The sequence below is a fragment of the Bradyrhizobium sp. Kon10 genome, from assembly GCF_055807395.1.
On record NZ_JBVVOZ010000013.1, the window covers coordinates 162405 to 187292 of the forward strand.

19 protein-coding genes are annotated in these 24888 nt (G+C 65.3%); 7 read left to right on the top strand and 12 right to left on the bottom strand.

Translation table 11 applies throughout. The features are described from left to right. Positions 1-4 precede the first annotated feature (4 nt). On the top strand, positions 5-889 hold the full coding sequence (locus tag AC0L2O_RS19830) for an MlaD family protein (RefSeq protein WP_409188049.1): 885 nt from the start codon (positions 5-7) through the stop codon (positions 887-889). Positions 890-1117: 228 nt separating this feature from the next. Here the strand turns inward: AC0L2O_RS19830 and AC0L2O_RS19835 are convergent, their stop codons facing one another. Beyond that, a complete protein-coding gene (locus AC0L2O_RS19835) occupies positions 1118-6817 on the bottom strand; it encodes an apolipoprotein A-IV repeat region-like domain-containing protein (protein WP_473370882.1) in 5700 nt (1899 codons plus the stop codon). Positions 6818-6960: 143 nt separating this feature from the next. Further along, positions 6961-7191: a hypothetical protein gene (locus AC0L2O_RS19840; RefSeq protein ID WP_409188050.1), complete on the bottom strand. Its 231-nt coding sequence runs from the start codon at positions 7189-7191 to the stop codon at positions 6961-6963. A gap of 52 nt (positions 7192-7243) precedes the next feature. Between AC0L2O_RS19840 and AC0L2O_RS19845 the strand changes: the two genes are divergently transcribed. Continuing rightward, complete coding sequence (locus tag AC0L2O_RS19845) at positions 7244-7588, top strand: Hpt domain-containing protein (protein WP_473370883.1); 345 nt, start codon at positions 7244-7246, stop codon at positions 7586-7588. Positions 7589-7700: 112 nt separating this feature from the next. After that, on the top strand, positions 7701-8021 hold the full coding sequence (locus AC0L2O_RS19850) for a 2Fe-2S iron-sulfur cluster-binding protein (RefSeq protein WP_237864982.1): 321 nt from the start codon (positions 7701-7703) through the stop codon (positions 8019-8021). 18 nt (positions 8022-8039) lie between these two features. Here the strand turns inward: AC0L2O_RS19850 and AC0L2O_RS19855 are convergent, their stop codons facing one another. Further along, positions 8040-8507: an acyl-CoA thioesterase gene (locus AC0L2O_RS19855; RefSeq protein ID WP_409188052.1), complete on the bottom strand. Its 468-nt coding sequence runs from the start codon at positions 8505-8507 to the stop codon at positions 8040-8042. Between the two features lie 182 nt (positions 8508-8689). Between AC0L2O_RS19855 and AC0L2O_RS19860 the strand changes: the two genes are divergently transcribed. The 3 genes from AC0L2O_RS19860 (at position 8690) to AC0L2O_RS19870 (ending at position 11114) form a co-directional block, all read left to right on the top strand. After that, positions 8690-9718, top strand: coding sequence for an NAD(P)/FAD-dependent oxidoreductase (locus tag AC0L2O_RS19860; RefSeq protein WP_369722625.1), 1029 nt, complete (start codon positions 8690-8692; stop codon positions 9716-9718). Positions 9719-9840: 122 nt separating this feature from the next. Next, on the top strand, positions 9841-10446 hold the full coding sequence (locus AC0L2O_RS19865; RefSeq protein WP_473370884.1) for a DUF2147 domain-containing protein: 606 nt from the start codon (positions 9841-9843) through the stop codon (positions 10444-10446). 311 nt (positions 10447-10757) lie between these two features. Continuing rightward, on the top strand, positions 10758-11114 hold the full coding sequence (locus AC0L2O_RS19870; RefSeq protein ID WP_369722627.1) for a hypothetical protein: 357 nt from the start codon (positions 10758-10760) through the stop codon (positions 11112-11114). 96 nt (positions 11115-11210) lie between these two features. Here AC0L2O_RS19870 and garD read toward each other — a convergent pair whose 3' ends face one another. From garD to AC0L2O_RS19910, 8 genes are all read right to left on the bottom strand, one after another. Then, positions 11211-12752, bottom strand: a complete 1542-nt coding sequence (gene garD / locus AC0L2O_RS19875) for a galactarate dehydratase (protein ID WP_473370885.1) — start codon at positions 12750-12752, stop codon at positions 11211-11213. Positions 12753-12878: 126 nt separating this feature from the next. Continuing rightward, positions 12879-14327 carry an aldehyde dehydrogenase family protein gene (locus AC0L2O_RS19880; RefSeq protein ID WP_473370886.1) on the bottom strand — a complete coding sequence of 483 codons (1449 nt, stop codon included), beginning with the start codon at positions 14325-14327 and terminating at the stop codon, positions 12879-12881. 23 nt (positions 14328-14350) lie between these two features. Beyond that, on the bottom strand, positions 14351-15709 hold the full coding sequence (gene gudD / locus AC0L2O_RS19885; RefSeq protein ID WP_473370887.1) for a glucarate dehydratase: 1359 nt from the start codon (positions 15707-15709) through the stop codon (positions 14351-14353). Positions 15710-15735: 26 nt separating this feature from the next. Next, a complete protein-coding gene (gene kdgD, locus AC0L2O_RS19890; protein WP_473370888.1) occupies positions 15736-16680 on the bottom strand; it encodes a 5-dehydro-4-deoxyglucarate dehydratase in 945 nt (314 codons plus the stop codon). A 128-nt stretch (positions 16681-16808) separates the two neighbouring features. Next, positions 16809-17714, bottom strand: coding sequence for a LysR family transcriptional regulator (locus tag AC0L2O_RS19895; protein ID WP_369722632.1), 906 nt, complete (start codon positions 17712-17714; stop codon positions 16809-16811). 127 nt (positions 17715-17841) lie between these two features. After that, complete coding sequence (locus AC0L2O_RS19900) at positions 17842-19194, bottom strand: MFS transporter (protein WP_409188056.1); 1353 nt, start codon at positions 19192-19194, stop codon at positions 17842-17844. 278 nt (positions 19195-19472) lie between these two features. Then, positions 19473-21425: an SGNH/GDSL hydrolase family protein gene (locus tag AC0L2O_RS19905; RefSeq protein ID WP_473370889.1), complete on the bottom strand. Its 1953-nt coding sequence runs from the start codon at positions 21423-21425 to the stop codon at positions 19473-19475. Positions 21426-21537: 112 nt separating this feature from the next. After that, a complete protein-coding gene (locus tag AC0L2O_RS19910) occupies positions 21538-22620 on the bottom strand; it encodes a lysylphosphatidylglycerol synthase transmembrane domain-containing protein (protein WP_473370890.1) in 1083 nt (360 codons plus the stop codon). A gap of 443 nt (positions 22621-23063) precedes the next feature. On the opposite strand from AC0L2O_RS19910, the gene AC0L2O_RS19915 reads away from it, so the two are divergent. Further along, positions 23064-23570, top strand: a complete 507-nt coding sequence (locus AC0L2O_RS19915) for a YciE/YciF ferroxidase family protein (RefSeq protein WP_473370891.1) — start codon at positions 23064-23066, stop codon at positions 23568-23570. 73 nt (positions 23571-23643) lie between these two features. Here the strand turns inward: AC0L2O_RS19915 and AC0L2O_RS19920 are convergent, their stop codons facing one another. Then, complete coding sequence (locus AC0L2O_RS19920; RefSeq protein ID WP_473370892.1) at positions 23644-24867, bottom strand: MFS transporter; 1224 nt, start codon at positions 24865-24867, stop codon at positions 23644-23646. Between the last annotated feature and the right edge of the window lie 21 nt (positions 24868-24888).

The following is a 24888-nucleotide window of genomic DNA, read 5'->3' on the forward strand; positions in this document are numbered from 1 at the left end:
GCTGATGGAAACGCGCGCAAATTACGTGCTGATCGGGTCGTTCACGCTGGCTGTCATCGCCGCCGCGATCGGCTTCGTGCTGTGGTTCCAGTCGCTGCACACCACCAAGCAGCGCAGCCCCTTCCGCGTCGTGTTCGAGGGCCCGGCGGCGGGCCTGCGCAACGGCGGCAGCGTCAATTTCAACGGTATCCGGGTGGGCGAAGTGGTCTCGGTGAAGCTCGACAACCCGCGGCGGGTTGTCGCACTCGCCATGATCGAGAACAACACGCCGCTGCGCAAGGACACCCTGGTCGGCCTCGAATTCCAGGGCCTGACCGGCGTTGCCGCGATCTCACTCAAGGGCGGCGAGGAGGCGGCACCGCCGCCCCCGCTGGACGAGGACGGCATCCCGACACTGACGGCCGATCCCAACAAGCTCCAGGACGTCACCGAGGCGATCCGCGGCACGCTCCAGAACATCAACAAGATCGTCGCCGACAATCAGGAATCGGTGAAGAACTCGCTGAAGAACCTCGAGACCTTCACCAACTCGCTCGCCCGCAACTCCGAGAAGATCGACGGCGTCATGGCCAAGGTCGACGGCGTGATGCTCAAGGCCGACAACCTCATGCTCGGGCTCAACACGCTCGCCGGCGGCAAAGACGGGGGCGAGCTGTTCCTGGCCGTGAAGTCGATCCGCGAACTCGCCGACGATTTCGACAAGCGCTCCGGCGCACTGATGACCGATGGCCGCCGCACGCTCGGCGACATCAGCCGCGCCGTGAACAATTTCGACCGCAACCCCACCCGCGTGCTGTTCGGCGCCAGTAACAACGCGCCGCCAGCCGCAGCTCCGCCGCCGGCCGAGCCGCCGAAGCCGGCGCCGGCGAACGAGCGCAGGCGGCAGTAGGGCATCTCTCTCCTCCGTCATTGCGAGCGAAGCGAAGCAATCCAGACTGTCTCCGAGGAGGCAGGCAGCCTGGATTGCTTCGTCGCAAGGGCTCCTCGCAATGACCGAGCTTGTGGGGGCGTTGTAATTTCCCAACGCGCAGGCGTCGCTGCTCCGATGACGAGCCCAAACAAAAACGGAGGCCGTTAGGCCTCCGTTTTCTCATTCCTATTCGGCGCTATCCGCGTCTTACCCCAGCCGTCCCCCGGCGTGCGCGAGCAGGGTGTAGACCAGGCCCGTCTCCGAGGTCAGGTGGTTGCGCAGCTCCTGCGGGCCGCGGCCGTCGCGGGCGACTTCGTCGAGCAGGCGTTCGAATTCGACGACATAGCGGTCGACCGTTCCCTTGAAGTTGCGGTCGGAGCGATACTTGCGGGCGACCTCGTCGAACGCCTTCTGGCCGGCGGGCGTGTAGAGGCGCTTGGTGAAGGCCTTGTTCTCGCCGCGCTGGTAGCGGTCCCACATCTCGGCGGCGAGGTTGCGGTCCATCAGCCGGCCGATGTCGAGCGACAGCGATTCCAGCGGATTGCTGCCACCCTGCGGGGACTGCGGAGCGGGTGCCGCGCGGCCACGCGGGGCCTCACGTCCGCTCGGAGCGGCCGGGTTGCCGTCGGTGCGGTTCAACAGGTCGGACAGCCAGCCGTCGCGGCCCTGGTCGCTATTGCCGGCAGGCGCGACCGGCGGCGCTTCGGTGCGGCGCGCGGCAGGTCCGCCGAGGTCCGGCGGCGGCAGCGTCGCGGCGCTGGCGCTCTCGCGGATGCGGGTTTCGCTGCCGCGGCCGCCAGCCGTTGCCAGCATCGGCTCTTCCTGGCGCTGCACGGTGGCCCGACCGGTCGTGGTGACGTCGAGGCCGCGGCCATGCTGGGCCACGATGCGGTTGAGCTCGGCGAGCGCCTCGATCTGGTCGACGATCACCTTGCGCATCTGCGCGGTGCTCTCGGCGGCCTCCTGCGGCATTTCGAGCACGCCGCGGCGCAGCTCGTTGCGGGTGGCTTCGAGCTCGTTGTGCATCTCGAACGCCATCTGCTTCATGCTGGCGACGAGGTTGCCGAACTTCTCGGCCGACTGCTTGAACATCGCATCCGCCTCGTCGGTGGTCTGGCGGTAGATGTCGTGCATCGATTCGATGGTCTGGCGATGCTCCTCTTCGGATGCCGACCGTACCGCCTCGAACTGGCGGGTGATCGCGGCGGAGCCTGCGCCGGCGGTCTCCGCCACCACGCGGGCGATGTCCCGGGCACGCTCTTCGGCGGCGGCCAGCGATTCATCGAGCAGGCCGGTGAAGCGCGACAGCCGCTGGTCGAGATCGGTCGTGCGCAGGTCGATCGTGGTGACGAGCGATTCCAGCGCCAGCTTGCGTTCGGCGAGCGAGGCGGTGGTGTTCTTGTTGCTCTGCTCGACGACCTGGGCGGCATCGACCAGCGCCTTGCCGTGCGCGTCGAACTGGGTCGACAGCTCGCCGAGATCCTGCAGCGCCCGCGTCGTCTTCGTGTTGAAGACGTTGAGCTGGTCTTCCAGGTTCTGCGTCGCCGCGCCGTTGCGCGAGGTGACGTCGTTCATCGCCGAGACGAAGTCGGCGACACGCGTCACCAGCGCCCGCTCGAGCGAGTTGAGGTTGTCGTGCGCACCGGTCAGCACCTCCTGGAGGAGGATATTGCCTTCGCGCAGACGCTCGAACAGGGCGACCGTGTCGGTGCGCAGGATCTTGCTGGTCTCCTGCATCTCGGTGACCGCAGCGATCGAGACCTGGCGCGACTGGTCGATCGCCGCGCGGGAGGACTGCTCGAGGTCCTTGAGCGACTTGTTGACCGCGCCGGTCGCTATCTCGCTCGCCGCGTTGATGGTGCGCGCCACTTCGGAGCCGTTGCCCATCATGGTCTGCGAGAATGCGTGGCCGCGCGTCTCGATCGACTTCAGCGCGTCGGAGGTGACGCGGTCGATGTCGAGCGTGAGCTGGCTGGTCTTCGAGCCGATCGCGTCCACGAGCGAGCCGCGCTTGGCGTCGATCATGTTGGCGAGACGGTCGGCCTGCTGCTGCACATAGGTGACGATCTCGTCGGTCTTGCCGGTCATGGCCTGGCCGAAGCTGGAGCTGGCGGCGAGCACCGAGCGCTCGACGTCCGCCGAACTCGACTTGACCCGCGAGCTCGCCTCGTTGGAGGCATTGATCAGCGCGTTCTGGGCATTCAGCGCGCTGGTCTGGATGTCGTTGGTGGCGTTGGTCGTGGCCGTGCTCAGCGTGCGCTCGATCTCGGTCGAAATCGTGCGGATCTGGCTGGCGGCGTCGGCCGATGTCGAGGTCAGTGAGCTCTGCGCCTCACGCGCGCTGTTCAGGATTGTCGAGGCGGTGTCGGCGCCGACCGAGGTCAGCGTGCGCTCGATATCCGTGGTCAGCGACTTGATCTGGCTCGCCGCGTCAGTCGACGCGGAGATCAATGTGCCCTGGGCTTCGCGCACGCCGCTGGTGAGCGCCTCGATGGTGGCGCCGCCGGCGGTGGCCAGCGCGCGCTGCATCTCGGCTGCGAGCGAGCGGACCTGACTGGTCTGCTCTGCCGAGACCGAGAGCAGGGTGCTCTGGGCGTCGCGGGCGCTGGTGGTGATCGTCTCGGCGGTCGACTGGCCGACCTGCGAGAGCGAGCGATGCACTTCGGCCGCGAGCGACTTGACCTGGCTAGCCGCATCCGAGGATGCCGTGACGAGTGTGTTCTGCGCTTCGCGGGCGCCGCTCGTGATGGTCTCGGCCGTGGCGGTACCCGCCATCGAAAGCGAGCGCTGCACGTCGGAGGAGAGTGCCTTGATCTGGTTGGCGGTCTCGCTCGAGGCCGCGATCAGCGCACTCTGTGCGTCGCGGGCGCCGGCGGTGATCGATTCCGCCGTGGTACTGCCGGCCAGCGACAGCGAACGCTGCACGTCTGCGGTCAGCGTCTTGACGTGGTTGGCTGCGTCCGAGGAGGCGGTGACGAGCGTGGTCTGCACCTCGCGCGCGCCGGCCAGGATCGAGGCCGCGGTGGCCGAACCTGCCGCCGACAGCGTGCGTTCGACGTCGGCCGCGAGCCCCTTGATCTGGTTCGAGGCATCGCCTGACGCCGCGACCAGGGTCGACTGCGCCTCGCGGGCGCTGCTCAGGATCGAGTTCGCAGCACCGGTGCCGACCGCGGTCAGCGCGCGCTCGACCTCGGCGGAGGTCATCTTGAGCTGGGCGTTGACGTCGGAGGAGACCGTCATCAGCGACTGCTGCGCGGTGCGGGCGCCGGTCTGGATGGTCTCGCTGGTGTTGACCACGAGGTTGGTGAGCGAGCGCTCGGCGTCCTCGACATGCGAGCGGATCGCGGTCGAGATCATCTCGGCGCGGGACATCATGTCCTCGCTGGCCTGGCGTCCGCTGCTCTCGATGCGGCCGGCGACCGCCTCGACGCGCGAGCCGAGCAGGTCTTCGAACTGGGCCACGCGGACGTCGATGTCGCTGGCGACAGAGCCGACCTTGGTCTCGATGGCGTGCTGGATATCCTGGAAGCGCGCCGTGACCGTGTCGGTCAGATGCATGCTGCGGCCGTCGATCAGTTCGGCGACGCTGGTGATGCGGCGGTCGACTGCTTCGATCGCCTGCGCGGTGCCGTCGGTGAGCGTCGAGGTCAGCAGGGTCAGGCGGGTGTCGATCGACTGCACGGCCTGCGAGGCGCCGTTGCTCAGGGCGCTCGTCAGATAGGAGAGGCGGCTGTCGACGGACTCCAGCGCCTGCGATGCGCCGCTGTTGAACGTGGTCGTGAGATGCGTCAGCCGCGTATCGATCGCCTGGATCGTCTGCGAGGCGCCGTCGGTGAGCGTCGTCGTGAGATTGGTGAGACGGGAGTCGATGGATTCGAGGGCCTGCGATGCGCCACCGGTGAGCGTCGTCGTGAGGTGCGTCAACCGGGTGTCGACCGACTGAATAGCCTGCGCGGCACCATCGGTCAGCGACATCGCCAGCGTGTTGAGACGCCCGTCGATGGTCTCGGTGACGGATTTGGCGCGGGTGTCGAACGACTCTTCGAGCGCGGCGACGCGGCCGACGAGCTGCTCGTCGAACGTCTTGATGTGGCCTTCGATCGTGCCGTCGAGGCTGGCGATCTTGCCGTTCAGCGAGGCATCGAGGTTGGTGACACGTTCGCCGATCGTGGTCTCGAACTGCACCAGGCGCTGGTCGAGCACAGCCGTGATCGCGCCGCCGTTCGAGGTGAAGCGGGTGTCGAAATTATCGACATAGGTCTTCAGGGTTTCGGCAATGTCCTGCGTGCGCTGGCCCATGCGGTCGACGATCTCGCCGCCGAAGGTCTTCACGGTGCGGTCGAACTCGGAGATGTGGCGCGTGATCAGCGCACCCAGCGTGCCGGAATCGCGGGCGAACTTCTCGACCAGCTCCGAACCCTGGTTCTTCACCAGCTCATCGAACGCGCTCATCTGGAGCGAGAGTGAGTCGTGCGCGGTCTCGGTCTGGCTGACGACCTTGGCGACCAGCGTGTTGACGGTGGCGTCGAGCGCCTCGCTCGCCTTGTCGCCGGAGGTCATGATCTGGCCGGCGAGCCGGTTGCCGGCGTCGTCGATCTTGGCGGAGATGTCGTTGGAGCGCAGCTCGAGCTCGAGCAGCAGCGAGTCCGACGAATTCTTCAGGCTGTCGTGCACCTGCTCGGTGCGCTCGGAGATGCCGTCGACGATCGCGGCGGAACGCTGCTCGAACTCGCCGGTGATGCGGTCGATGCGCTCGTTGAGCATCTCGTGGACGCGGTCGGCGAGGTCGACGAACTCGTCGTGGACGTGGCCGGTCTTGAAGTTGAGGCTGGTGGTCAGCCGCTCGCTGGCGTCGAGCACCGCGCGCGTGGTCTCGGCGCTGGCTTCCTCGAGGCGATCGAGCAGGTCGCCGCCGCGCTCGCCGAGCGCCAGGATCATGTTGTCGCCGGCGTTGCTCAGTGCCCCCGTGATGTGGGCGCCGCGCTCTTCCAGCGCGCCGGTGATGGACTTGGCAACCTCGTCGACGCGCGAGGCGATAGCATCCGAGATCAGCGCGATGTCGTGACGCAAATCGATCTGCACGCCGGAGATGGCGCTGCGGACCTGTTCGGCCTGGCCGACCAGGTTGTCGCGCTGGTGCGCGATGTCCTGGAGCAGGGCGCGGATGCGCACTTCATTGTCGGAATAGGCGCGTTCGAGCGCCGCGACCTCGTTGGCGACCAGTGTCTCGAGCTCGCCGGCGCGCGCGATCGCGCGCTCGATGCCGTCGCCCATCGCCGCGACCTCGCGGCGGATCGCCTGACCGACCGTGACCATGGAATCGGAGGCCGAGCCTTCCGGCTCGGAGAAGCGGATCGCTACCTGCGCCATCGCCTGCGCGACCGAGCTCATTTGCTGGCCGCGCCAGACGAGGCTCGCCAGGAAGAAGAACAGCATGATCGGCGCGAAGAACATCGTGACGAGGCCGGCGATGGCCAGCACGCCGCCGCTCTGGCCCATGGCGGCCTGGATCGAGGGCAGGAAACCGACCGTCAGCGCGGCGCAAGCCGCAAGCCAGATCACGGTGAAGATCGTTGCGCCCGTGTAGACGCTGCGGGCAGGGCGTCCGGTTTGCAAGGACTGGAGCAGCTGGCCGATGGTCTCGCGGTCGTCATTGGCGGCGCGACGCGACGCGCGCGGCTCCTCGACCGGATCGAACACGTTGCGCTCGTTCGCGGCAGGCCGCGTGTCGAACGCCGGCTCGTCGAATACGGGCGGCATCGGCGGCGCCACCGAGGGCGCCGATTCGTTCCGCGCCGAGGCGCTGCGGCTGGTATCCGCGGCCGTGTCGCTGATGTTCAGAGCTTCCTGGATCGCAGAAAGCGCAACTTCTGTGGGGTCTTTGACCTTTTTCGGAGTGTTCGCCATGTTCAGTCCGAGCCCTCGTTACTTGTACGCGTCCCCCCGCGAGCCCTGCGCGCTACGCAAGCCCACAGACCGGATCATGCCGCTTGCGCGGATCTCCGAGCCGTCCCCACCCGGACGGCTTGTCCGCCAATTTCTCCAACATCCTATTGGCAGAGCGTCGCGAATGAAATGGCTGCGATTAAGACAATCTTAATCATCGTTAACAGGATCGGGCCGTAACGCCTTAGCCCTGAATGAAATTTTCCACCGAACTCGGCGGATTGCGGCAACTTTTCGTCAATAAACCGGCGGAATTGAGTAAAACCGCCCCAACGCTTCGTTAACCATTTCCATGCTTGGGTGAGGCCAAAGCTCACCGCCGGACCGGCGGACATCCGCGATGCCGGGGCCCGCGCCATGACGCCTGAACTGCAACGGATGGACTGGATGCCTTCGCCCCCGCTTGCGCCCATCGACCGCCCGCTCGATTTCGACCACCTCTCGCGCATGACGCTTGGCGACACCGAGCTGGAACAGGAAGTGCTTGCGATGTTCGCCGAGCAGGCGGTCCGCCTGCTTGCGGCGATGACGGCACTGCCGGCCGAGACCGGCGCGCTCGCGCACAAGCTCAAGGGCTCGGCGCGCGGGATCGGCGCCTTTGCAGTCGCCGATGCGGCCGCAAGCCTCGAGACCGCGATCCGGACCGGCCACAACCGGCCCCATGCCTTCGCCGCGCTGAAAGAGGCGGTGGCCGAGGTCCGCGCCGCGATCGCCGCCATCCTGAAGCATTAGGCCGGCGACCCGCCGTGTACGGATGGCTTGCGCACTAGCGCCGGCCTGACCGACCCGTTATAGGACAGCCCGGACCCTCCTTTTTCCCAAGATCGCGGCAGCACGAGCACACATGGCCAAAATTCACTTTGTCGATCACAAGGGCGAAACCCGTACGGTGGACGTCGAGAACGGCGCGACCGTGATGGAAGCCGCCATCCGCAACAGCATTCCCGGCATCGAAGCCGAATGCGGCGGCGCCTGCGCCTGCGCGACCTGCCATGTCTATGTCGACGAAGCCTGGCGCGAGAAGGTGGGCAGCCCGACGCCGATGGAAGAGGACATGCTCGACTTCGGCTTCGACGTGCGCCCGAACTCGCGGCTGTCCTGCCAGATCAAGGTGAGCGACGAGCTCGACGGGCTCGTGGTGTCGACGCCGGAACGTCAGGCCTGAGCACGCCTCTCTTCCGTTCTATGCGGCTGGCGGCGCGACCTCGAGGCCGCGCTTGTGCCAGGGTCTCAGTTTCTCGATCACCTCTGCGGTGAGCGGCGCGGGCCGCCGTGTCGCTTCGTCGAGCATGACGCCGACCGAAACCGCCGACGCGATGCATTTGCCTTCCGAAAACACGACCTGCTCGAAGGTCACGGACGTTCGTCCCAGCTTCACCACCCCGAGGCCGAGCTCGATCGTGCCCGGCCAGCGCAGCTCGGCGCGGAAATGCATGTCGAGCCGCACCATGATCCAGGCGAGGCCCGGCGGGGTCAGCCCGTATTCGGGAAGCTTCATCAGCGTGACGCGGCCGGTCTCGAAATAGGTGGCGTAGACCGCGTTGTTGACGTGCTGGTTGGGGTCGAGGTCGCCGAAGCGGACGTTGTCGCTGAGGCGAAACGGAAAGTCCTCCAGGCGCGGCGTCGTATCGAGGCGGCTTGGTGCGTTCACCGATTGATCTCCGTCATATCCATCCACCTTACATCCCAGTTGTTTTGAGCGGGCAAGTGGGGGCGGTTGCGGGGCGCTCCTGCTTTTATGCCTTCCCTGATCCATCCCCGTTGGTTAGACAGGCAGGGTCACCTCTGCCCGCCGGGCGCCGTCCAACCGATAATGACCGATAAAGAGACGAGATGAGCGACGTGATCAAAACCGATGTGCTGATTATTGGCGCCGGCCCCTGCGGTCTGTTCGCCGCCTTCGAGCTTGGCCTTCTCGACATGAAGGTGCATTTCATCGACATCCTCGACAAGGTCGGCGGTCAGTGTGCCGAGCTCTATCCGGAAAAACCGATCTACGACATTCCCGGCATTCCGCAGGTCTCCGGCCAGGGCCTCACCGATGCGCTGATGGAGCAGATCAAGCCGTTCCACCCGACCTTCCATCTCGGCGAGATGGTCGAAACCGTGGAGAAGATCGGCGATCCCCTGTTTCGCTGCACCACGGACACGGGCAAGGTGTTCGAGTGCAAGGTGGTGGTGATCGCGGCCGGCGGCGGCTCGTTCCAGCCCAAGCGCCCGCCGGTGCCCGGCATCGAGGCCTATGAAGGAAGCTCGGTGCACTACGCGGTGCGCAAGATGGAGATTTTCCGCGACAAGAACGTGCTGGTCGTCGGCGGCGGCGATTCCGCGCTCGACTGGACGCTCAATCTGCATCCGCTCGCCAAGCGCATCACGCTCCTGCATCGGCGCGACGATTTTCGCGCGGCTCCCCACAGTGTCGAGCAGATGCGTGCGCTGGTCGCGGCCGGCAAGATGGATCTCCGGATAGGCCAGGTCACTGCGCTCTCCGGCGCCGATGGCAAGCTGGCCGGCGCCACCGTCAAGGGCAACGACAACGCGATCACCGAGGTCGCCTGCGATGCCATGCTGCCGTTCTTCGGACTGACAATGAAGCTCGGTCCGGTCGCGAACTGGGGCATCGCGCTCGAAAATAATCTGGTGCCTGTCGAGACGTCAGCGTTCGAGACCAACGTGCCCGGCATCTTCGCGATCGGCGACATCAACACCTATCCAGGCAAGATCAAGCTGATCCTGTGCGGCTTCCACGAAGGCGCGCTGATGTCGCAAAAAGCCCACCGCTACGTCTATCCGGAGAAGCGGTTGGTGTTCCAGTACACGACCTCGTCGTCCAGCCTGCAAAAGAAGCTTGGTGTCAACTAACCGCCGCGGGAGCGAGAGGGCACGCCCCATGTTTCGGGTGCTGGAATCGTTCGCGAAATCGCCGTAGTGTCCGGCCATTCAGTCTTGGCTAGCAAGGTCGTTGGCTCAGCAGGGTGATCATAATGCGGACTCTCTTTACCGGCATTCGGCTGCTTCCGTTTCTCGCGCTCGCGCTGTCGCTCGGTGCGACGAACCCGGCCGCGGCGCAAGCGCCGGCCCAGCCGACCGCCGCAGGCCTCTGGCAGAAGGTGGAAGACGGCAAAACGGTCGGATGGTTCCTCTTCATCGACCACAACGGCGTATTCGAAGGCGTGATCGCGAAAACCTTTCCGCGTCCCGGCGACGATCCGAACGAGGTCTGCGCGAAATGCACCGACGATCGCAAGAACGCACCGGTGCTCGGCCTTTCTTTCATCCGCGACATGAAGCGCGACGGATTGAAGTATGACGGCGGCAATGTGGTCAATCCGCGCGACGGCAACATCTGGAAAGCCAAGATGACGGTGAGCCCGGACGGCCAGACGCTGACCATGCGCGGCTTCCTGGGCATCTCCCTGTTCGGCAAGGACGAGACGTGGACGCGGCTGCCCGACGCCAACATCGCCCAGGTCGATCCCGCCATCGTCGCGAAATATTTGCCCGCACAGGCCGCCGCCACCAAGCCGCCGCCCGCGCCGTCGGCGAAGAAGGGCGGCGCGATGATGATGGCGCCGGCCGCGAGGCAGTAGGGGCACTCCACGCCGCTGTCATTCCCCGCAAAGGCGGGGAATCCAGCACGCCGCGGCTTCTGCGAATCCTCGCCGCCTTCTCCGGAATACTGGAGCGCCGCTCGTGCGGGCGACAACGGCCGAGTGTGTGGCTCGCGCCGCGCTGTCGCGGCAGTAGTTCCCCGGAATGTGCGTTGGCGCCGGATTTGCATAGCGTTCGTCAAAGCCGCTGGGGGAATGAGTCGCTATGTCCACGCCTGCCGCCATTGCGCGGGGCGCGAACGGCGTTGGCTGTCCCTCGCGGCGGTGTCCTCGATCCGCGGGAAGACGACATGAGACCTGCAAGACCGTGTGCGGCCAGTTTGCTGGGGCTGATGCTGGTGCTGGCGACATCGGCGCTCGCGCGAGACGACGGTCGCTACGCCAACTCCCCCTTAAAGCCCTGGTTTCAGGGCCTGCGCAGCGAATACGGGCAGTGCTGCTCGGATGCCGACGGCTATATCGTGGCCGACGTCGATTGGGAGTCCGATCAGGGGCACTACCGCGTGCACCTTGACGAGGAGTGGGTCATCGTGCCCGACGGCGCCGTGATCGCCGAGCCGAACAAGATCGGCCGCACCATGGTCTGGAAGCACTATATCGATGGTCACCCGCACGTGCGCTGCTTCATGCCGGGCAGCATGACCTAGGACTTGCGCGTCATTCCGGGTTCGCGGCGCTGCCGCGTCGGAACGACGGCGTGTCAATCCAACGAGCCTGGCTCTCCGCGCTTAAGCTGCCCGCGCTCAGGTTACCGGCGCCGGATTGAACAGCGTGAGATCGTTGTGGATGCCCCAGCGGTCCGACCACGGCTTGGTGCGGCCAGAGGCGACGTCGAGGATCAGACGGAACAGGTCCCAGCCGGTTTCCTCGATGGTCTTCTCACCAGTCGCGATATGGCCGGCATCGAAATCGATCAGGTCCTTCCAGCGCCGCGCGAGTTCGCTGCGGGTCGCGACCTTGATCACCGGCGCCGCCGCCAGGCCGTAGGGCGTGCCGCGGCCGGTGGTGAACACTTGCAGCGTCATGCCGGAGGCGAGCTGAAGCGTCCCGCAGATGAAGTCGGACGCAGGCGTCGCCGCAAACAGCATGCCCTTCTGCGTCGCCTTCTCGCCGGGCGAGAGCACCCCGGTGATCGCGCTCGAGCCGGACTTGACGATCGAGCCCAATGATTTTTCGACGATATTCGCCAAGCCGCCCTTCTTGTTGCCGGGCGTGGTGTTGGCGCTGCGGTCGGCGCCGCCGCGGGCGAGATAGGAATCGTACCAGGCCATCTCGCGCACCAGCGCGCGGCCGACGTCCTCGTTGATGGCGCGTCGCGTCAGGAGCTGGATCGCGTCGCGCACTTCCGTCACTTCGGAGAACATCACGGTGGCACCGGCGCGCACCAGCAAGTCGGCGGCGAAGCCGACGGCGGGGTTCGCGGTGACACCGGAGAAGGCGTCGCTGCCGCCGCATTGCAGGCCGATCACGAGATCGGAGGCTGGGCAGGTCTCGCGGGTGCGCTTGTCGAGGATCTTCAGCCGCGCCTCGGCCTGGGTCATGATCGCGTCAACGATGGCGCCAAAGCCGTCGAACGCCTCGTCCTGCATCCGCACGATGGCATCGCTGACGCCTTCCGGTACCAGCCGCTCCGGCGCGAGCTTTTCGCATCCCAGGCTGATGACCAGAATCTCGCCGCCGAAATTCGGGTTGAGCGCGATGTTTTGCAGCGTGCGGATCGGAATCACCGCATCGGGCGCGTTGATCGCGACGCCACAGCCATAGGCATGCGTCAGCGGCACGACATCGTCGACGTTCGGATATTTCGGCAGCAACTCGGCGCGGATGCGCTTCACCGCATATTCCATCGTGCCCTTGACGCATTGCACGGAGGAGGAGATGCCGAGGATGTTCTTGGTGCCGACCGAGCCGTCGGAGTTGCGAAAGCCCTCGAACGTGAAACCCTCGAGCGGCGGCAGCGGTGCGGGCACGGCCGTGGAGATCTCGAGCTTGTCGAGGGCAGGGGCCTCCGGCATGCGGATGCGGGCTTCGTCGACCCATTCGCCGGCGAGGATCGGGGCGAGCGCATAGCCGATCACCTCGCCATAGCGGACGATCGGCTGATCTTGCGCGATGTCGACCAGCGCCGTCTTGTGCCCTTGCGGGACGAAGGCGCGCAAGCTCAGCCCGCAGGCGAAGCGCGAGCCGGCGGGAAGCCCGAAATCATTGACCACGATCGCGACGTTGTCGCGCTCGTTGAGCTTGATGTAGCGGGGCTGCTCTTTCGCTGCGACTGACTGGTCCATCTGCTTTGCCTCAGAAACCGACGCCGTAGGGTGGGCAAAGGCGCAACGCGCCGTGCCCACCATGCTTCACACCGAACGTAGGGTAGCTCGCTTCGCTTTGCCCACCCTGCGATATCTTCCCCTTGGTTAGCCGGGGAAGGTGTAGGCCGTCTTCACCGTGGTGTAGAACTCGCGTGCGTAGGAGCCCTGCTCGCGGGCGCCGTAGCTCGAACCCTTGCGGCCGCCGAACGGCACGTGATAGTCGACGCCGGCGGTCGGCAGATTGACCATCACCATGCCGGACTCGCTGTTGCGCTTGTAATGCGAGGCGTATTTCAGGCTGGTGGTGCAGATGCCGGAAGCGAGGCCGAACTCGGTGTCGTTGGAGATCGCGAGCGCCTCGTCGTAGTTCTTGGCGCGAATGACGGTCGCCACCGGCCCGAAGATTTCTTCGCGCGCGATCCGCATGTTGTTGTTGGCTTCCGTGAACAGCGCCGGCTGGAGGTAGAAGCCGGGCGTCTCGCGCTTGAGCAGTTCGCCGCCCCAGGCGAGCTTGGCGCCCTCGTCCTGGCCGATCTTGATGTAGCGCAGGTCCTGGTCGAGCTGGCTCTGGTCGACCACGGGACCGATATGCACGCCGGCCTTGAGTGCGTCGTCCACCGACAGGCCTTTCAGGCGCTCGGTCATCGCCGCGATGAAGCGGTCGTGAATGCCTTCGGTGACGATCAGGCGCGAGGAGGCGGTGCAGCGCTGGCCGGTCGAGAAATAGGCGCCGTTGACGGCGACCTCGACGGCGGTCTTGAGGTCGGCGTCGTCGAGTACGACCAGCGGATTCTTGCCGCCCATCTCGAGCTGGAATTTCTTCATGTTGCTCGAGGTCACGCAGGCCTGCGCGATCTTGCGGCCGGTCTGCACCGAGCCCGTGAAGGTGATCGCCGCGACGTCGGGATGTTCGAGCAAGGTCTGACCGACCACCGAGCCGGAGCCGACCACGAGATTGAACACGCCGGCGGGAATGCCGGAGCGACTGATGATCTCCGACAGTGCATGGCCCGAGCCCGGCACCAGCTCAGCCGGCTTGAACACCACAGTGTTGCCGTAGCAGAGCGCGGGCGCGATCTTCCAGGCCGGGATCGCAATCGGGAAATTCCAGGGCGTAATCATGCCGACAACGCCCATCGGCTCGCGGGTGAGCTCGACGTCCAGCCCGGGACGGACGGAGGCGCCCTTTTCGCCCATCAGGCGCAGCGCCTCGCCGGCGAAGTACGCAAAGATCTGGCCGGCACGTCCGACCTCGCCGATGCCTTCGGGCAGGGTCTTGCCTTCCTCGCGGGCGAGCAGACGCCCGAGCTCTTCCTTGCGGGCGAGGATTTCGAGCGAGATCTTGTTCAGCGCGTCAAAGCGCTCCTGCGGGGTCGAGCGCGCCCAGGCGGGGAAGGCGGCCTTGGCCGCGGCGATCGCCTTCTCGGTCTGGGCCTTGTCGGCCTTGGCGTATTCGCCTACCACGTCACCCGTATTGGAGGGGTTGATGTTCTTGGTGATTCCGGAGCCATCGACCCATTCGCCGCCGATGAAGTTTTTCAGGATCGCTGTCATCTTTTTCCTCCAGGGAAGGTTTCTTAACGCACGAGGCAGGGACGCTTGTCGTCGAAGGTCCAGCCGGGGATCAGGTCCTGCATGGCAATAGCGTCATCGCGGGCACCGAGTCCATGCTGCTTGTAGAGCTCATGAGCGGCCTCGATGGCGGCGCGGTCGATTTCGATGCCGAGGCCGGGTCTGTCCGGCACCATGATCTTGCCGCCCTTGATCTGGAGCGGCTCCCTGGTCAACGCCTGGCCGTCTTGCCAGATCCAGTGGGTGTCGATCGCGGTGACCTTGCCCGGCGCAGCGGCACCCACATGCGTGAACATGGCAAGCGAGATGTCAAAATGGTTGTTGGAATGCGAGCCCCAGGTCAGGCCGTTGTCACGGCAGGTCTGGGCCACGCGCACCGAGCCTTGCATGGTCCAGAAATGGGGGTCGGCCAGCGGAATGTCCACCGCGCCCAGGCGCAGCGCATGGGAGAGCTGCCGCCAGTCGGTCGCGATCATATTGGTCGCGGTCGGAAGACCCGTGGCGCGGCGGAACTCGGCCATGATCTCGCGGCCGGAGAATCCGGCCTCGGCGCCGCAGGGATCCTCAGCATAGGCGAGGATGCCGTGCATGTCCTTGCAGAGCCGGATCGCCTCGTCGAGCGACCATGCGCCGTTCGGGTCCAGCGTGACGCGCGCGTTGGGAAACCGCTTTGCGATTGCCGTGACCGCCTCGATCTCCTGCTCGCCGCGGAGTACGCCGCCCTTCAGCTTGAAATCGGCGAAGCCGTAATGATCCTGGGTGGCTTCGGCGAGCCGCACCACCGTCGCCGGCGTCATCGCCTCCTGGTGGCGGAGGTTGAACCAGTCGGGCTTGCCGGTCTCGCCGTTGACGTAGTCGAGCTTTGATTTGCTGATGTCGCCGACGAAGAAGAGATAGCCGAGCGTCTCGACGCTCTTGCGCTGCTGGCCTTCGCCGAGCAAGGCCGCGACGGGCAGATCAAGATGCTGCCCGAGCAGGTCGAGCAGCGCCGACTCCACGGCCGTGACGGCGTGGATCATGACGCGGAGATCGAAAGTCTGCTTGCCGCGGCCGCCGGCATCGCGGTCGGCGAAGGCCGTGCGGATGTCGGCGAGGATGTTGTTGAGCGCGCCGACGGTCTTGCCAATCACGAGATCGCGGGCGTCCTGGAGCGTCTGCCAGATCCTCTCGCCGCCCGGCACCTCGCCGACCCCGGTGTGCCCGGCATTGTCGGTGAGAATGACGATGTTGCGGGTGAAGAACGGCGCGTGCGCGCCGCTCAAATTGAGGAGCATGCTGTCGCGGCCCGCGACCGGGATCACCTGCATCGATGTGACGATTGGTGCGCCGGCGAGTGGCGCGCCGGAGATGTCGGTCCGGGTCATCGTACGCTCCTCCCCGTTGTCTACTGTTATTCTGCGGCCTGTTGTGTCGAGGAGATGGCCGGCAGGTGTTGCACCAGCGCAGCCACTTCCGCGATCTCCTGCTCGGTGAGATCGGTCAGCGGCGGGCGGACCGGGCCGGAATCGCGGCCGATCACCTTCATGCCGGCCTTGATGATCGAGACCGCATAACCCTTCTTGCGGTTGCGGATCGCGATCAGCGGCAGGATGAAATCCTTCAGACCGGCGTGGATGGTCGCATGATCGCGCTTGCGCACGGCGGCGTAGAAGTTGGTGGCGAATTCCGGAACGAAGTTGAACACGGCCGAGGAGTAGGTCGTCACGCCCATGTCGAGATAGGGCAGCGCAAAGGTCTCCGCGGTCGGCAGGCCGCCGATATAAGTGAGGCGATCGCCGAGCTTGGTGTAGACGCGGGTCATCAGCTCGATGTCGCCGATGCCGTCCTTGTAGCCAACGAGGTTCGGGCAGCGTTCGGCCAGGCGCGCCAGCGTGTCGGGCTGGAGGATCGCGTTATCGCGATTATAGACGATGACGCCGATCTTCACGGAGGCGCAGACCGCCTCGATGTGGGCGGCGAGGCCGTCCTGTTCGGAATGAGTGAGATAGGGCGGCAGCAACAAGAGGCCGTCGGCGCCGGCCTTCTCGGCGCCGATCGCGATCTCGCGCGCGATCGCGGTGCCGTAGCCGGTGCCAGCCAGCACGGGCACGCGGCCCTTGGTCTCGTCGACGGCGATCTTGACGATGTGCGGAACCTCGGTCGGGGTCAGCGAGAAGAACTCGCCGGTGCCGCCGGCGGCGAACAGGCCTGCGACGTCGTAGCCGCACAGCCAATCCATGTTGGCGCGGTAAGTCGTCTCGTCAAAGGAGTAGTCAGCCTTGAACGGCGTGACGGGGAAGGACAGGAGGCCGGATCCGATCTTTTGGGCCATTTCCTGCGGGGTCATCTTGCTCATTTGGGCGCTGCTCCCTTCTGTCGTGTTTGTCGGGGACGCAAATCAGGCGGCGTCCATGCCCAGGTGTTTAAGAGCCCGTTCCATGCGCGTCCAAGCCAAAGCCTATATCGACCGATGCGAAATCAGCATCAATCCTCCAGCACCTCCGCCGAGGATAATTCGCTCGCGATCTTCACCAGCGCGGCGAGCAAAGGATTCTCGTCGTCACGGCGCCAGACCATGAACAATTCGACGGGGACGCGGGTCCGCAGCTTCAATGGGCGCAGGCGGACGTCGGAGATTTTCAGGCCTGCAGCCGCGGCCGGCACGATGGCGAGGCCAAGGCCGGCGCGCACCATGGCAAGGATGGAGTGGATCTGGCTCAAATGCTGCACATAGCGCGGCAAGATGTCGGCGCGGGTGAACAGCGCCACCAGCAGGTCGTGGAAGTAGCGGCTCTCATAGGGCGAATACATCACGAAGGGCTGGCCGTCGAAATCCTTGATGGTGATGGTTTCGGCATTCGCCAGCGGATGCTTTTTCGGGATCGCGGCGAGCAGCGGCTCGGCGACGACGCGGCGGCTGGCGATTTCCGGGCGCGCGATCGGCGGCCGCAACAGGCCTGCATCGATCTGGCCCGAGGTCAGCGCCTCGAACTGGTCGCCGGAGACCATTTCCTTGAGCGAGAAATCCACCTCAGGCAGCTTGGCGCGGCAGGCCGCCACGAGCTCGGGGAGGAAGCCGTAGGCGGCGGCGGCCGTGAAACCGATCTTCACCGAACCGGTCTTGCCGAGCGCAATGCGGCGGGCCACCTGGGAGGCGCTTTCCGCAAGCTTCAGGATTCGCCTCGCCTCCGGCAGGAAGCTGCGCCCGGCAGGCGTCAGGCGCACCGAGCGGCTGGTCCGCTCCAGCAGCGGTGCGTCGATGATATGCTCGAGCACCTGGATCTGCCGGGACAGCGGTGGCTGGGTCATGTTCAGCCGCGCGGCGGCGCGGCCGAAATGCAGTTCCTCCGCCACCGTGACGAAACAGCGGAGCTGGTTGAGGTCGAACATCGATACATGCCTTGGATGGATAAGGCGTTTCCCGGGCACTTCTAGCATCGATCATCCCCAAAACAAAGACGGCGGCCCACAGGGGCCGCCGCAAGTTGCCTGGTCCCGCTCCGGATCACCGGAGCGCTCAGGAGGAACGCGTGAGCACGACCCGCTCGATCTTTCCGACGATCACGAGATAGGCGAAGGCCGCCACCAGCGCATTGGCGCCGACGAACACCAGCGCGCCATTGAAGGAGCCGGTCGCAGCCAGGATGTAGCCGATCACAATCGGGGTCGAGATCGAGGACAGATTGCCGAAAGTGTTGAACAGGCCGCCGGAGACGCCGCCGGCTTCCTTCGGCGAGGTATCGGAGACGACGGCCCAGCCGAGCGCGCCAATGCCCTTGCCGAAGAAGGCGAGCGCCATGAAGCCGACCACCAGCGCCTGGCCGTCCACATAGTTGCAGGCGATGATCGACATCGACAGCAGCATGCCGCCGACGATCGGGATCTTGCGCGCCATGGTCAGCGAGCCCGTCTTGCGCAGGATGGCATCGGAGATGACACCGCCGAGCACGCCGCCGATGAAGCCGCACAGCGCCGGCAGGGTCGCAACGAAGCCGGCTTGCAGGATCGAAAGGCCGCGCTCCTTCACGAGGTAGACCGGAAACCAGGTCAGGAAGAAATAGGTCAGCGTGTTGATGCAGTACTGGCCGAGATAGACACCGAGCATCATGCGGTTCGAGAGAAGCTGGCGGATGTGGTCCCAACGGGGACCGGTCGCGGCTGCGCGCTCGTTCTTCGAATCGTTCTTCGGGGAGTCGAGATCGACCAGCGCGCCGCCTTCCTTGATGTAGTCGAACTCGGCCTCGTTGACGCCGGGATGCTCCTTCGGCGCATAGACGGTCTTGATCCAGGCCATGCCCATGATGACGCCGAGGGCGCCCATCACGAAGAACACATAGCGCCAGCCATAATCGTGCGCGATCCAGCCCATCAACGGCGCGAAGATCACGGTCGCGAAATATTGCCCGGAATTGAAGAAGGCGGACGCAGTGCCGCGCTCATTGCCGGGAAACCAGGCCGCCACGATACGGGCATTGGCGGGGAAGGAGGGCGCTTCGGCGATGCCCACCAGGAAGCGCAGCCCGAACAGGACGGTGATCGCGGTCCCCGCGCTGAAGAAGCCGACCCAGCCTTGAAGCGTCGTGAACAGCGACCAGACGATGATGGAGAAGGCATAGACGAGCCGCGAGCCGTAGCGATCGAGCAGCCAGCCGCCTGGCACCTGCGCGATCACATAGGACCAGCCGAAGGCCGAAAAAATGTAGCCCATCGCGACGGGGTCGAGATGGAGTTCCTTGGAAAGCGCGGGGCCCGCGATCGAGAGCGTGGCGCGATCGGCATAATTGACCGTCGTGACCAGGAACAGCATGGTCACAATGAACAGCCTGACGCGAGACCTTCTCACGTCCGCTGCGGACACAACTGCGCTCATCAGGCGCCTCCTTAAAACTTGAAACGTTTCCTCACCACGACTCCTAGAGGCGCGCGCAGGAAACTGTCCAAGTTGAAGGGAGTATCGATTGATGCTGTTTTTGAATTGATGGAACGGCAGCTTTTGGGAACGCTGCTGGAAATCGCGAGTGATATGGCCCGAGCTTCAATTCCGGCATCGCGAGCGTAGCGAAGCAATCCAGTCTGCCGCCGCTGAGGGACTCTGGATTGCTTCGCTGCGCTCGCAATGACGGATATGGCGAGAGCTCGTTCTGGGTTCTACTGCTGCACGCTCGGCAGCAGTTGCGGCAATAGTCCGCGCGTGACACCCGGAGGCACCGCATCGAGGCCGAGCACGGCGCTTGCGGCGGGCAGCGTGGCATCGGCCATCGCGGCGTGGCCTTCGGCGGTGGGGTGCACGGCGCCGCCATAGACGGCCGAGAGCACGCCCCAGGTCGCATCGTGGATATCGGTCGGCTGGCTCGCCGCCGGCAAGCCCTGCGGATAGGTCATCGCGGCAAAATAGCTGTCATTGGCGTCGCGGATCCAGCGCGCGCGCGGCAAATAGGCACGGTATTCCGAGGCGCTGCGGCCGCACAGCATCGGCTGGCTCGCCGCCGCGACGATATCCGGATTGAAGCTCTGGCCGTTTTCGGCAAAGCAGGTGCGGTCGAACTCGGGATCGTTTCCGGCATGGGCGCAGAAGCCGTGATCAGCGAACGCGGCCTGATGCGTATCGACGAAGGTCATGCGATCAGCTTCGGGGTCGCGGCACAGCGCACCGTTGGAGCAGGTGGCGAGCCCCTTCAATTGCGGCAGGAACTCGGTATCGACGAAGGTCGAGACGCGCGCGAGCCGCTGCGGATCCGCATTGAACGCGGGATGGATGTCGAAGCCGCCACGCCCGCCGCGGCAGGGTACGCCGCCATCCGCCAGCGCCGGATTGGCGTAGGAGACATAGACCACGTGCGAGAGGTCGCCGCCGACCAGCGGCTTCAGCGCCTCGCGCAGCTTGACGAAATTCTGCGGCAGCTCGCGCGCCAGCGCGTCGCGGGATTCGTCGACGCTCGCCATCACGCCGGAGCGGCGGAACAGCGCGCGCTCGGTCGGGGTGTCGACGATGACGTCGGCGACAAGGCCCGAGAAATAGACGTCGTTCGCGCCGACCGAAAGCAGCACCAGGTCGAGCGTGCGATCCGGCTGACGTTTCTTCGCCGCGGTGAGCGCCTCGCGCAACTCCGCGATCTGGGCGTTCACGCTGGTCTGGCAGGTGCCGGTCTTGCCGGGCGGGCATTCCCGGGCGCGCTGCGAGCCGAGCAGTCCGTCGCTGATGCTGGCGCCGGTGCAGGCGAGCGGCAGATAGGTCACTGCGATGTGGCTGTAGCGCACCGCGAGCGCCAGCGCGGTGCGGGCCTGGTAACTGTACAGCGAGCGATGGCAGGGCGAGTTGAACCAGAGCGCGCCGTAGCGCTGCCAGTTCGCAAGCGTATCCGGCGCCTCGCAGGCGCGGCCCCCCTTGAAGCCGGCACGGCTCGGCCGGTAGTACTGCGCGCCGGCGGCGCCGAGATAGGAGCGGAAGCAGAAACCTTCGTCGGAGAGCGCCAATGGCCGGTCCGGATTGCCTTCGCCCGAGGCGATGCTGTCGCCCAGACCGGCGATGAAGATGTCGCGGACCTGGATCTCGGTCTGCACGCGCTGGGTCAGATCAGAGCCGGAGGAGACATCGACGCTCGCGACCGTCTGCTTGCCGTAGCGGACGCGCAGATTGACCGGCTCTGCGCAGTCGAAGGTCGAGGTTTGCGGCCCGTCGCCGTCGTCGAAGGACCAGGCGCAGATAGCCCCGACCGGCACCGCGCCGGTCAGGCGCACGGTGACGGGGTGGTCGAGCGGCGTGATGTAGTTCTCTTTGACGTTGTCGCGGGTGCAGGGCTGGTTGACCCGGCCCTGGAGGTCGATGCAGAGCCGGTTGACCATGTTGCGGGCCCAGCCGCGGCCCTCGCTCTGGAGCTCCAGCGACTGCTCGGCGGCGAGAATGCTGCGGTTACGCGCATTCTCGACATGCAGCAGGAAGTCGCGCTCTTCGCGGAACAGGCGGAAGCGGTTGCGCACCTCCCAATTGATCTGCATGGCGCCGGTATCCTGCGCGGCAACGCGCTGGAGCGGCGAAAAGCTCAAGATCCCGGCAAACAGCAGGACGCAAGCGGAGAGGGTACGAAGAGATACAGGGATCATGGCCCGCGTCTTCAACGGCAAAGTTGAGGCGGAAATAAGAGAGGATTGCTGCTCCGGGCGCAACCTTTGTCCGGCGGTCGCGCGGACCGCCCGCCTTACCCGGTTGTTGGCATCACCGTTTGCTGGCTTGGCGCAGCGCCCGCTCGCGCTCCATCGGCGTCACCTGGTTGGGCAGGTTGGCCTGCGCGCAGGCCTCCGCCAGCCGCCGGCGCTCCTGCCAGGGCTCGACCACGTTCATCCACAGCTCGCGCGTGCCCATGATGGAGATGGCCAGACCGAACGGGATCACGAAATAGAGGATGCGGAAGACCAGGAGGGTGGCGAGCAACTGCTCGCGGCCGAATTCGGGTAGCGCCACCAGCATGGCGGCGTCGAACACACCAAGGCTGCCGGGAGCATGGCTGGCGAAGCCCAGCAGGGTTGCCAGGATGAACACCACGGCGAGCGACAGGAAGTCCATCGGCGGACTGGCGGGTACCAGCAGGTACATCGCCATCGCGCAGAAGCCGAGATCGACCACGCCGATCAGGATCTGCACCAAGGTCAGCGGTGCTGACGGCAGCACCACTTTCCAGCCCTTTTGGCCGAGTTCGCGTCGCTTCTCGCCCGTGCAGAGCCAGACCAGATAAGCGGCGATCGAGGCGAGGCCGCCGAGTGCGATCAGCCGGTTGATCGGCGACGGGAGCTGATCCATGTAGGAGGCCGCATCCGGATGGATGACCATGCCGATCGACAGCACGAAGATGTTACCGAGCCAGAAGGTCAGGCCGGAGAGGAAGCAGATCTTGGCGACGTCGATCGCGTTCAGCCCGTAGTCCGAATAGATTCGGAAGCGGATCGCGCCGCCGGTGAACACGGTGGCGCCGATGTTGTGGCCGATCGAATACGACGTGAAACTGGACAGCGCCGCGATGCGGTACGGTACGTGCTTCTTGCCGATCGTTCGCAGTGCAAAAAAGTCGTAGAAGGTCAGCGTACAAAACGCGAAGAACACGCACATCGCGGCCAGCCCGATATTGCCGCGGGGGATATCGGTCAGCGCCGTCAGGATGACGCCAGTATCGATGCCCTTGAGGGTTCGCAGCAGCGTCGTGACCGCGAAGGCGATGATCATGACGCTCGCCGCGATTCCGACCCGGCGCCAACCGATCCATCTCTTGAAACCGCGTTTCAGCGCGGGCAGCATTCCGTGCATTCATCCTCCCGGCGGGGGGCAAGACCAAACCGGTCAGGCATTGACTGGTCGGGCGCGACCGCTGCGCCCAAGACGGCGCCGATCGCTAGGCATGATGTAGCTCATTTAAGGCAAAAACAGCAACTTGTGCAGGCCTTGACAAGGACAGCTTCTGCGCTGGAGCGGGCGTTCCTGTCATACGTGGTTCACACGGCACGCGCGTTAAGCATCTGAGTCGAGGCCCCGGCCTGGATCGCGCGTCCGTGTTTTGAGATGGTTTCAGATCCTGAAGCCGCAAGCCTTGTTCCGGCGCAAACATGCGGAGTTTTTCTGGAAAGCAAGTCTTTTGTGGAACGGCGGCCGCGCCCGCAGGTTAGCCGAGATCAGCAACCGAACACGGCGAAATGCGGCTCTCGTGCGAGCCGGCGCCGCCGTGTTCCCAAAACCTGCGAGGATTTGGAACGATGGGACTGTTCACAAAAGACATCAAGACCATGAACGACCTGTTCGTGCATCAGCTGCAGGACATCTATTACGCCGAGCAGCAACTCACCAAGGCGCTGCCGAAAATGGCGGACAAGGCCACTGATCCGCAGTTGAAGCAGGGCTTTTTGACGCATCTCGAGGAGACCCGGCAGCACGTCAAGCGTCTCGAGGAAGTGTTCAAGATGCACGGCGCGGAGGTGAAGGCGGTCGATTGCCCGGCGATCGACGGCATCATCGAGGAAGCCAACGAGACCGCCGGGGAAGTCGCCGACAAGGCGGTGCTCGACGCCGCCCTGATCAACGCGGCGCAAGCGGCCGAACATTACGAGATCGTGCGCTACGGAAGCCTGATCGCCTGGGCCAAGCAGCTCGGCCGCAACGATTGCGCCAGCGTGCTTGCCAAGACGCTCGAGGAAGAGAAGGCGACGGATAAAAAGCTCACCAGCATCGCCGAGAGCAAGGTCAATTTGCGCGCCGCGAGTTGACGGCGCAAGCTACCCTCTGTGTCTGGAGGCGCCGCGTATCCGCGCGGCGTCTCTTTTTTCTTGTCGGCTCCGTCTAGCCAGATCGGTATTTCAGCCCGAACACCAGCGCAACCGCCGCAAAGACCGCAATCGTCGTGGCGAAGACCAGGCTGGCTACGGTCGAGCTGATCAGGGTCGAGAGGATACCGATACCGATCACTGGAAGCGCGTTGCCGAGAAAGCAGCAGATGAAATAGGCCGACACGACTTCGGCACGACGGTCATCCGGTGCGATCTGGTTCACCACCTGCAGGCTGCCGCGATAGCCGAGACCCGCCGCCACACCGCAGCTCGCGGTCGCCACGATCATGACGCCGAGCGATCCCGCGAGCTGTGCGGTCACCAGCAGGGCAAGGCTCGGCAACATCAGGCCGAGCGACCATAGCATCGCGGCGCGGCTCGATACCGAGCGCGTCAGGGCAATGACGAGAGCAACGGCGGCGGCAAGCTCGAGGAAGATCATGCCGGCGACCGCGTGGCTGGTGACATGCAGCTCGTTGGCGAGCACGCTCGGCGCGAGCGCGGCGAAAAAGGCAACGAGGGCCATGGCGCCGAAGCCGGTGACCGCAGGCGCTACGAACCTGGACCGGATCGGCGACGGAACGCCGGCGCGCGGCCGCACCGACACTTGTGCGAAGGAGGTGAGGGGACGATTCACCGTCTCGCGAGCGAAGGCAACAAGGATCGCGACGACGACCAGCACGGCGAGATAGGCGATGAACGGTATTCGCAGCGGAAGCGCGACATATTCGGCAAGCAGGCCGGCGATCAATGCGCCAAGACCAAGGCCGGTGAAGTTCGCGATCGTTGCGATCACGGTGGCGCGGGAGCGGTCCCGTTCGGCGATCAGTTCGGCAAGCCAGGCGGTGCCGGTTCCGGCGCCGAGCCCGATCGCAAGACCGCTCAGCACCCGGGCGACGTAGAGCGAAGCGATTCCGTGTGCGAACAGGAACACGAGGGCGCCCACGATGGCGATGCCGATGGCAATGACCGCGGTGCGCCGCCGCCCGACCTGATCGGACATCCGGCCGAATATCAGGAGCGCGGTCAGGTTTCCGACGACGTAGACGGCATAAATCAGCGTCAACGTGATCTGGGAGAAGCCCAGCTGTTGCTTGTAGATGACGTAGAGTGGGGTTGCGACCGTACTGCCGGCGAACAGCGCGCCGATCATGCTGGCGACGGAAACGATGGTTGCAGTCTTGCCGAACTCCGATGGTGCGGCCGACGGAACCGAATTGTTGCCAACTCTTGCCATGACTTCGCGACCCTGAAGGGA

Bases quoted from the DNA above. Each gene is read 5' to 3' on its own strand.
- AC0L2O_RS19900 (WP_409188056.1), bottom strand. From the start codon at position 19,194: ATGAGCGCAGTTGTGTCCGCAGCGGACGTGAGAAGGTCTCGCGTCAGG.
- AC0L2O_RS19835 (WP_473370882.1), bottom strand. From the start codon at position 6,817: ATGGCGAACACTCCGAAAAAGGTCAAAGACCCCACAGAAGTTGCGCTT.
- AC0L2O_RS19920 (WP_473370892.1), bottom strand. From the start codon at position 24,867: ATGGCAAGAGTTGGCAACAATTCGGTTCCGTCGGCCGCACCATCGGAG.
- AC0L2O_RS19850 (WP_237864982.1), top strand. From the start codon at position 7,701: ATGGCCAAAATTCACTTTGTCGATCACAAGGGCGAAACCCGTACGGTG.
- AC0L2O_RS19865 (WP_473370884.1), top strand. From the start codon at position 9,841: ATGCGGACTCTCTTTACCGGCATTCGGCTGCTTCCGTTTCTCGCGCTC.
- gudD (WP_473370887.1), bottom strand. From the start codon at position 15,709: ATGACCCGGACCGACATCTCCGGCGCGCCACTCGCCGGCGCACCAATC.
- AC0L2O_RS19880 (WP_473370886.1), bottom strand. From the start codon at position 14,327: ATGACAGCGATCCTGAAAAACTTCATCGGCGGCGAATGGGTCGATGGC.
- AC0L2O_RS19905 (WP_473370889.1), bottom strand. From the start codon at position 21,425: ATGATCCCTGTATCTCTTCGTACCCTCTCCGCTTGCGTCCTGCTGTTT.
- AC0L2O_RS19860 (WP_369722625.1), top strand. From the start codon at position 8,690: ATGAGCGACGTGATCAAAACCGATGTGCTGATTATTGGCGCCGGCCCC.
- AC0L2O_RS19895 (WP_369722632.1), bottom strand. From the start codon at position 17,714: ATGTTCGACCTCAACCAGCTCCGCTGTTTCGTCACGGTGGCGGAGGAA.
- AC0L2O_RS19915 (WP_473370891.1), top strand. From the start codon at position 23,064: ATGGGACTGTTCACAAAAGACATCAAGACCATGAACGACCTGTTCGTG.
- garD (WP_473370885.1), bottom strand. From the start codon at position 12,752: ATGGACCAGTCAGTCGCAGCGAAAGAGCAGCCCCGCTACATCAAGCTC.
- AC0L2O_RS19870 (WP_369722627.1), top strand. From the start codon at position 10,758: ATGAGACCTGCAAGACCGTGTGCGGCCAGTTTGCTGGGGCTGATGCTG.
- kdgD (WP_473370888.1), bottom strand. From the start codon at position 16,680: ATGAGCAAGATGACCCCGCAGGAAATGGCCCAAAAGATCGGATCCGGC.
- AC0L2O_RS19845 (WP_473370883.1), top strand. From the start codon at position 7,244: ATGCCTTCGCCCCCGCTTGCGCCCATCGACCGCCCGCTCGATTTCGAC.
- AC0L2O_RS19840 (WP_409188050.1), bottom strand. From the start codon at position 7,191: ATGTCCGCCGGTCCGGCGGTGAGCTTTGGCCTCACCCAAGCATGGAAA.
- AC0L2O_RS19910 (WP_473370890.1), bottom strand. From the start codon at position 22,620: ATGCACGGAATGCTGCCCGCGCTGAAACGCGGTTTCAAGAGATGGATC.
- AC0L2O_RS19830 (WP_409188049.1), top strand. From the start codon at position 5: ATGGAAACGCGCGCAAATTACGTGCTGATCGGGTCGTTCACGCTGGCT.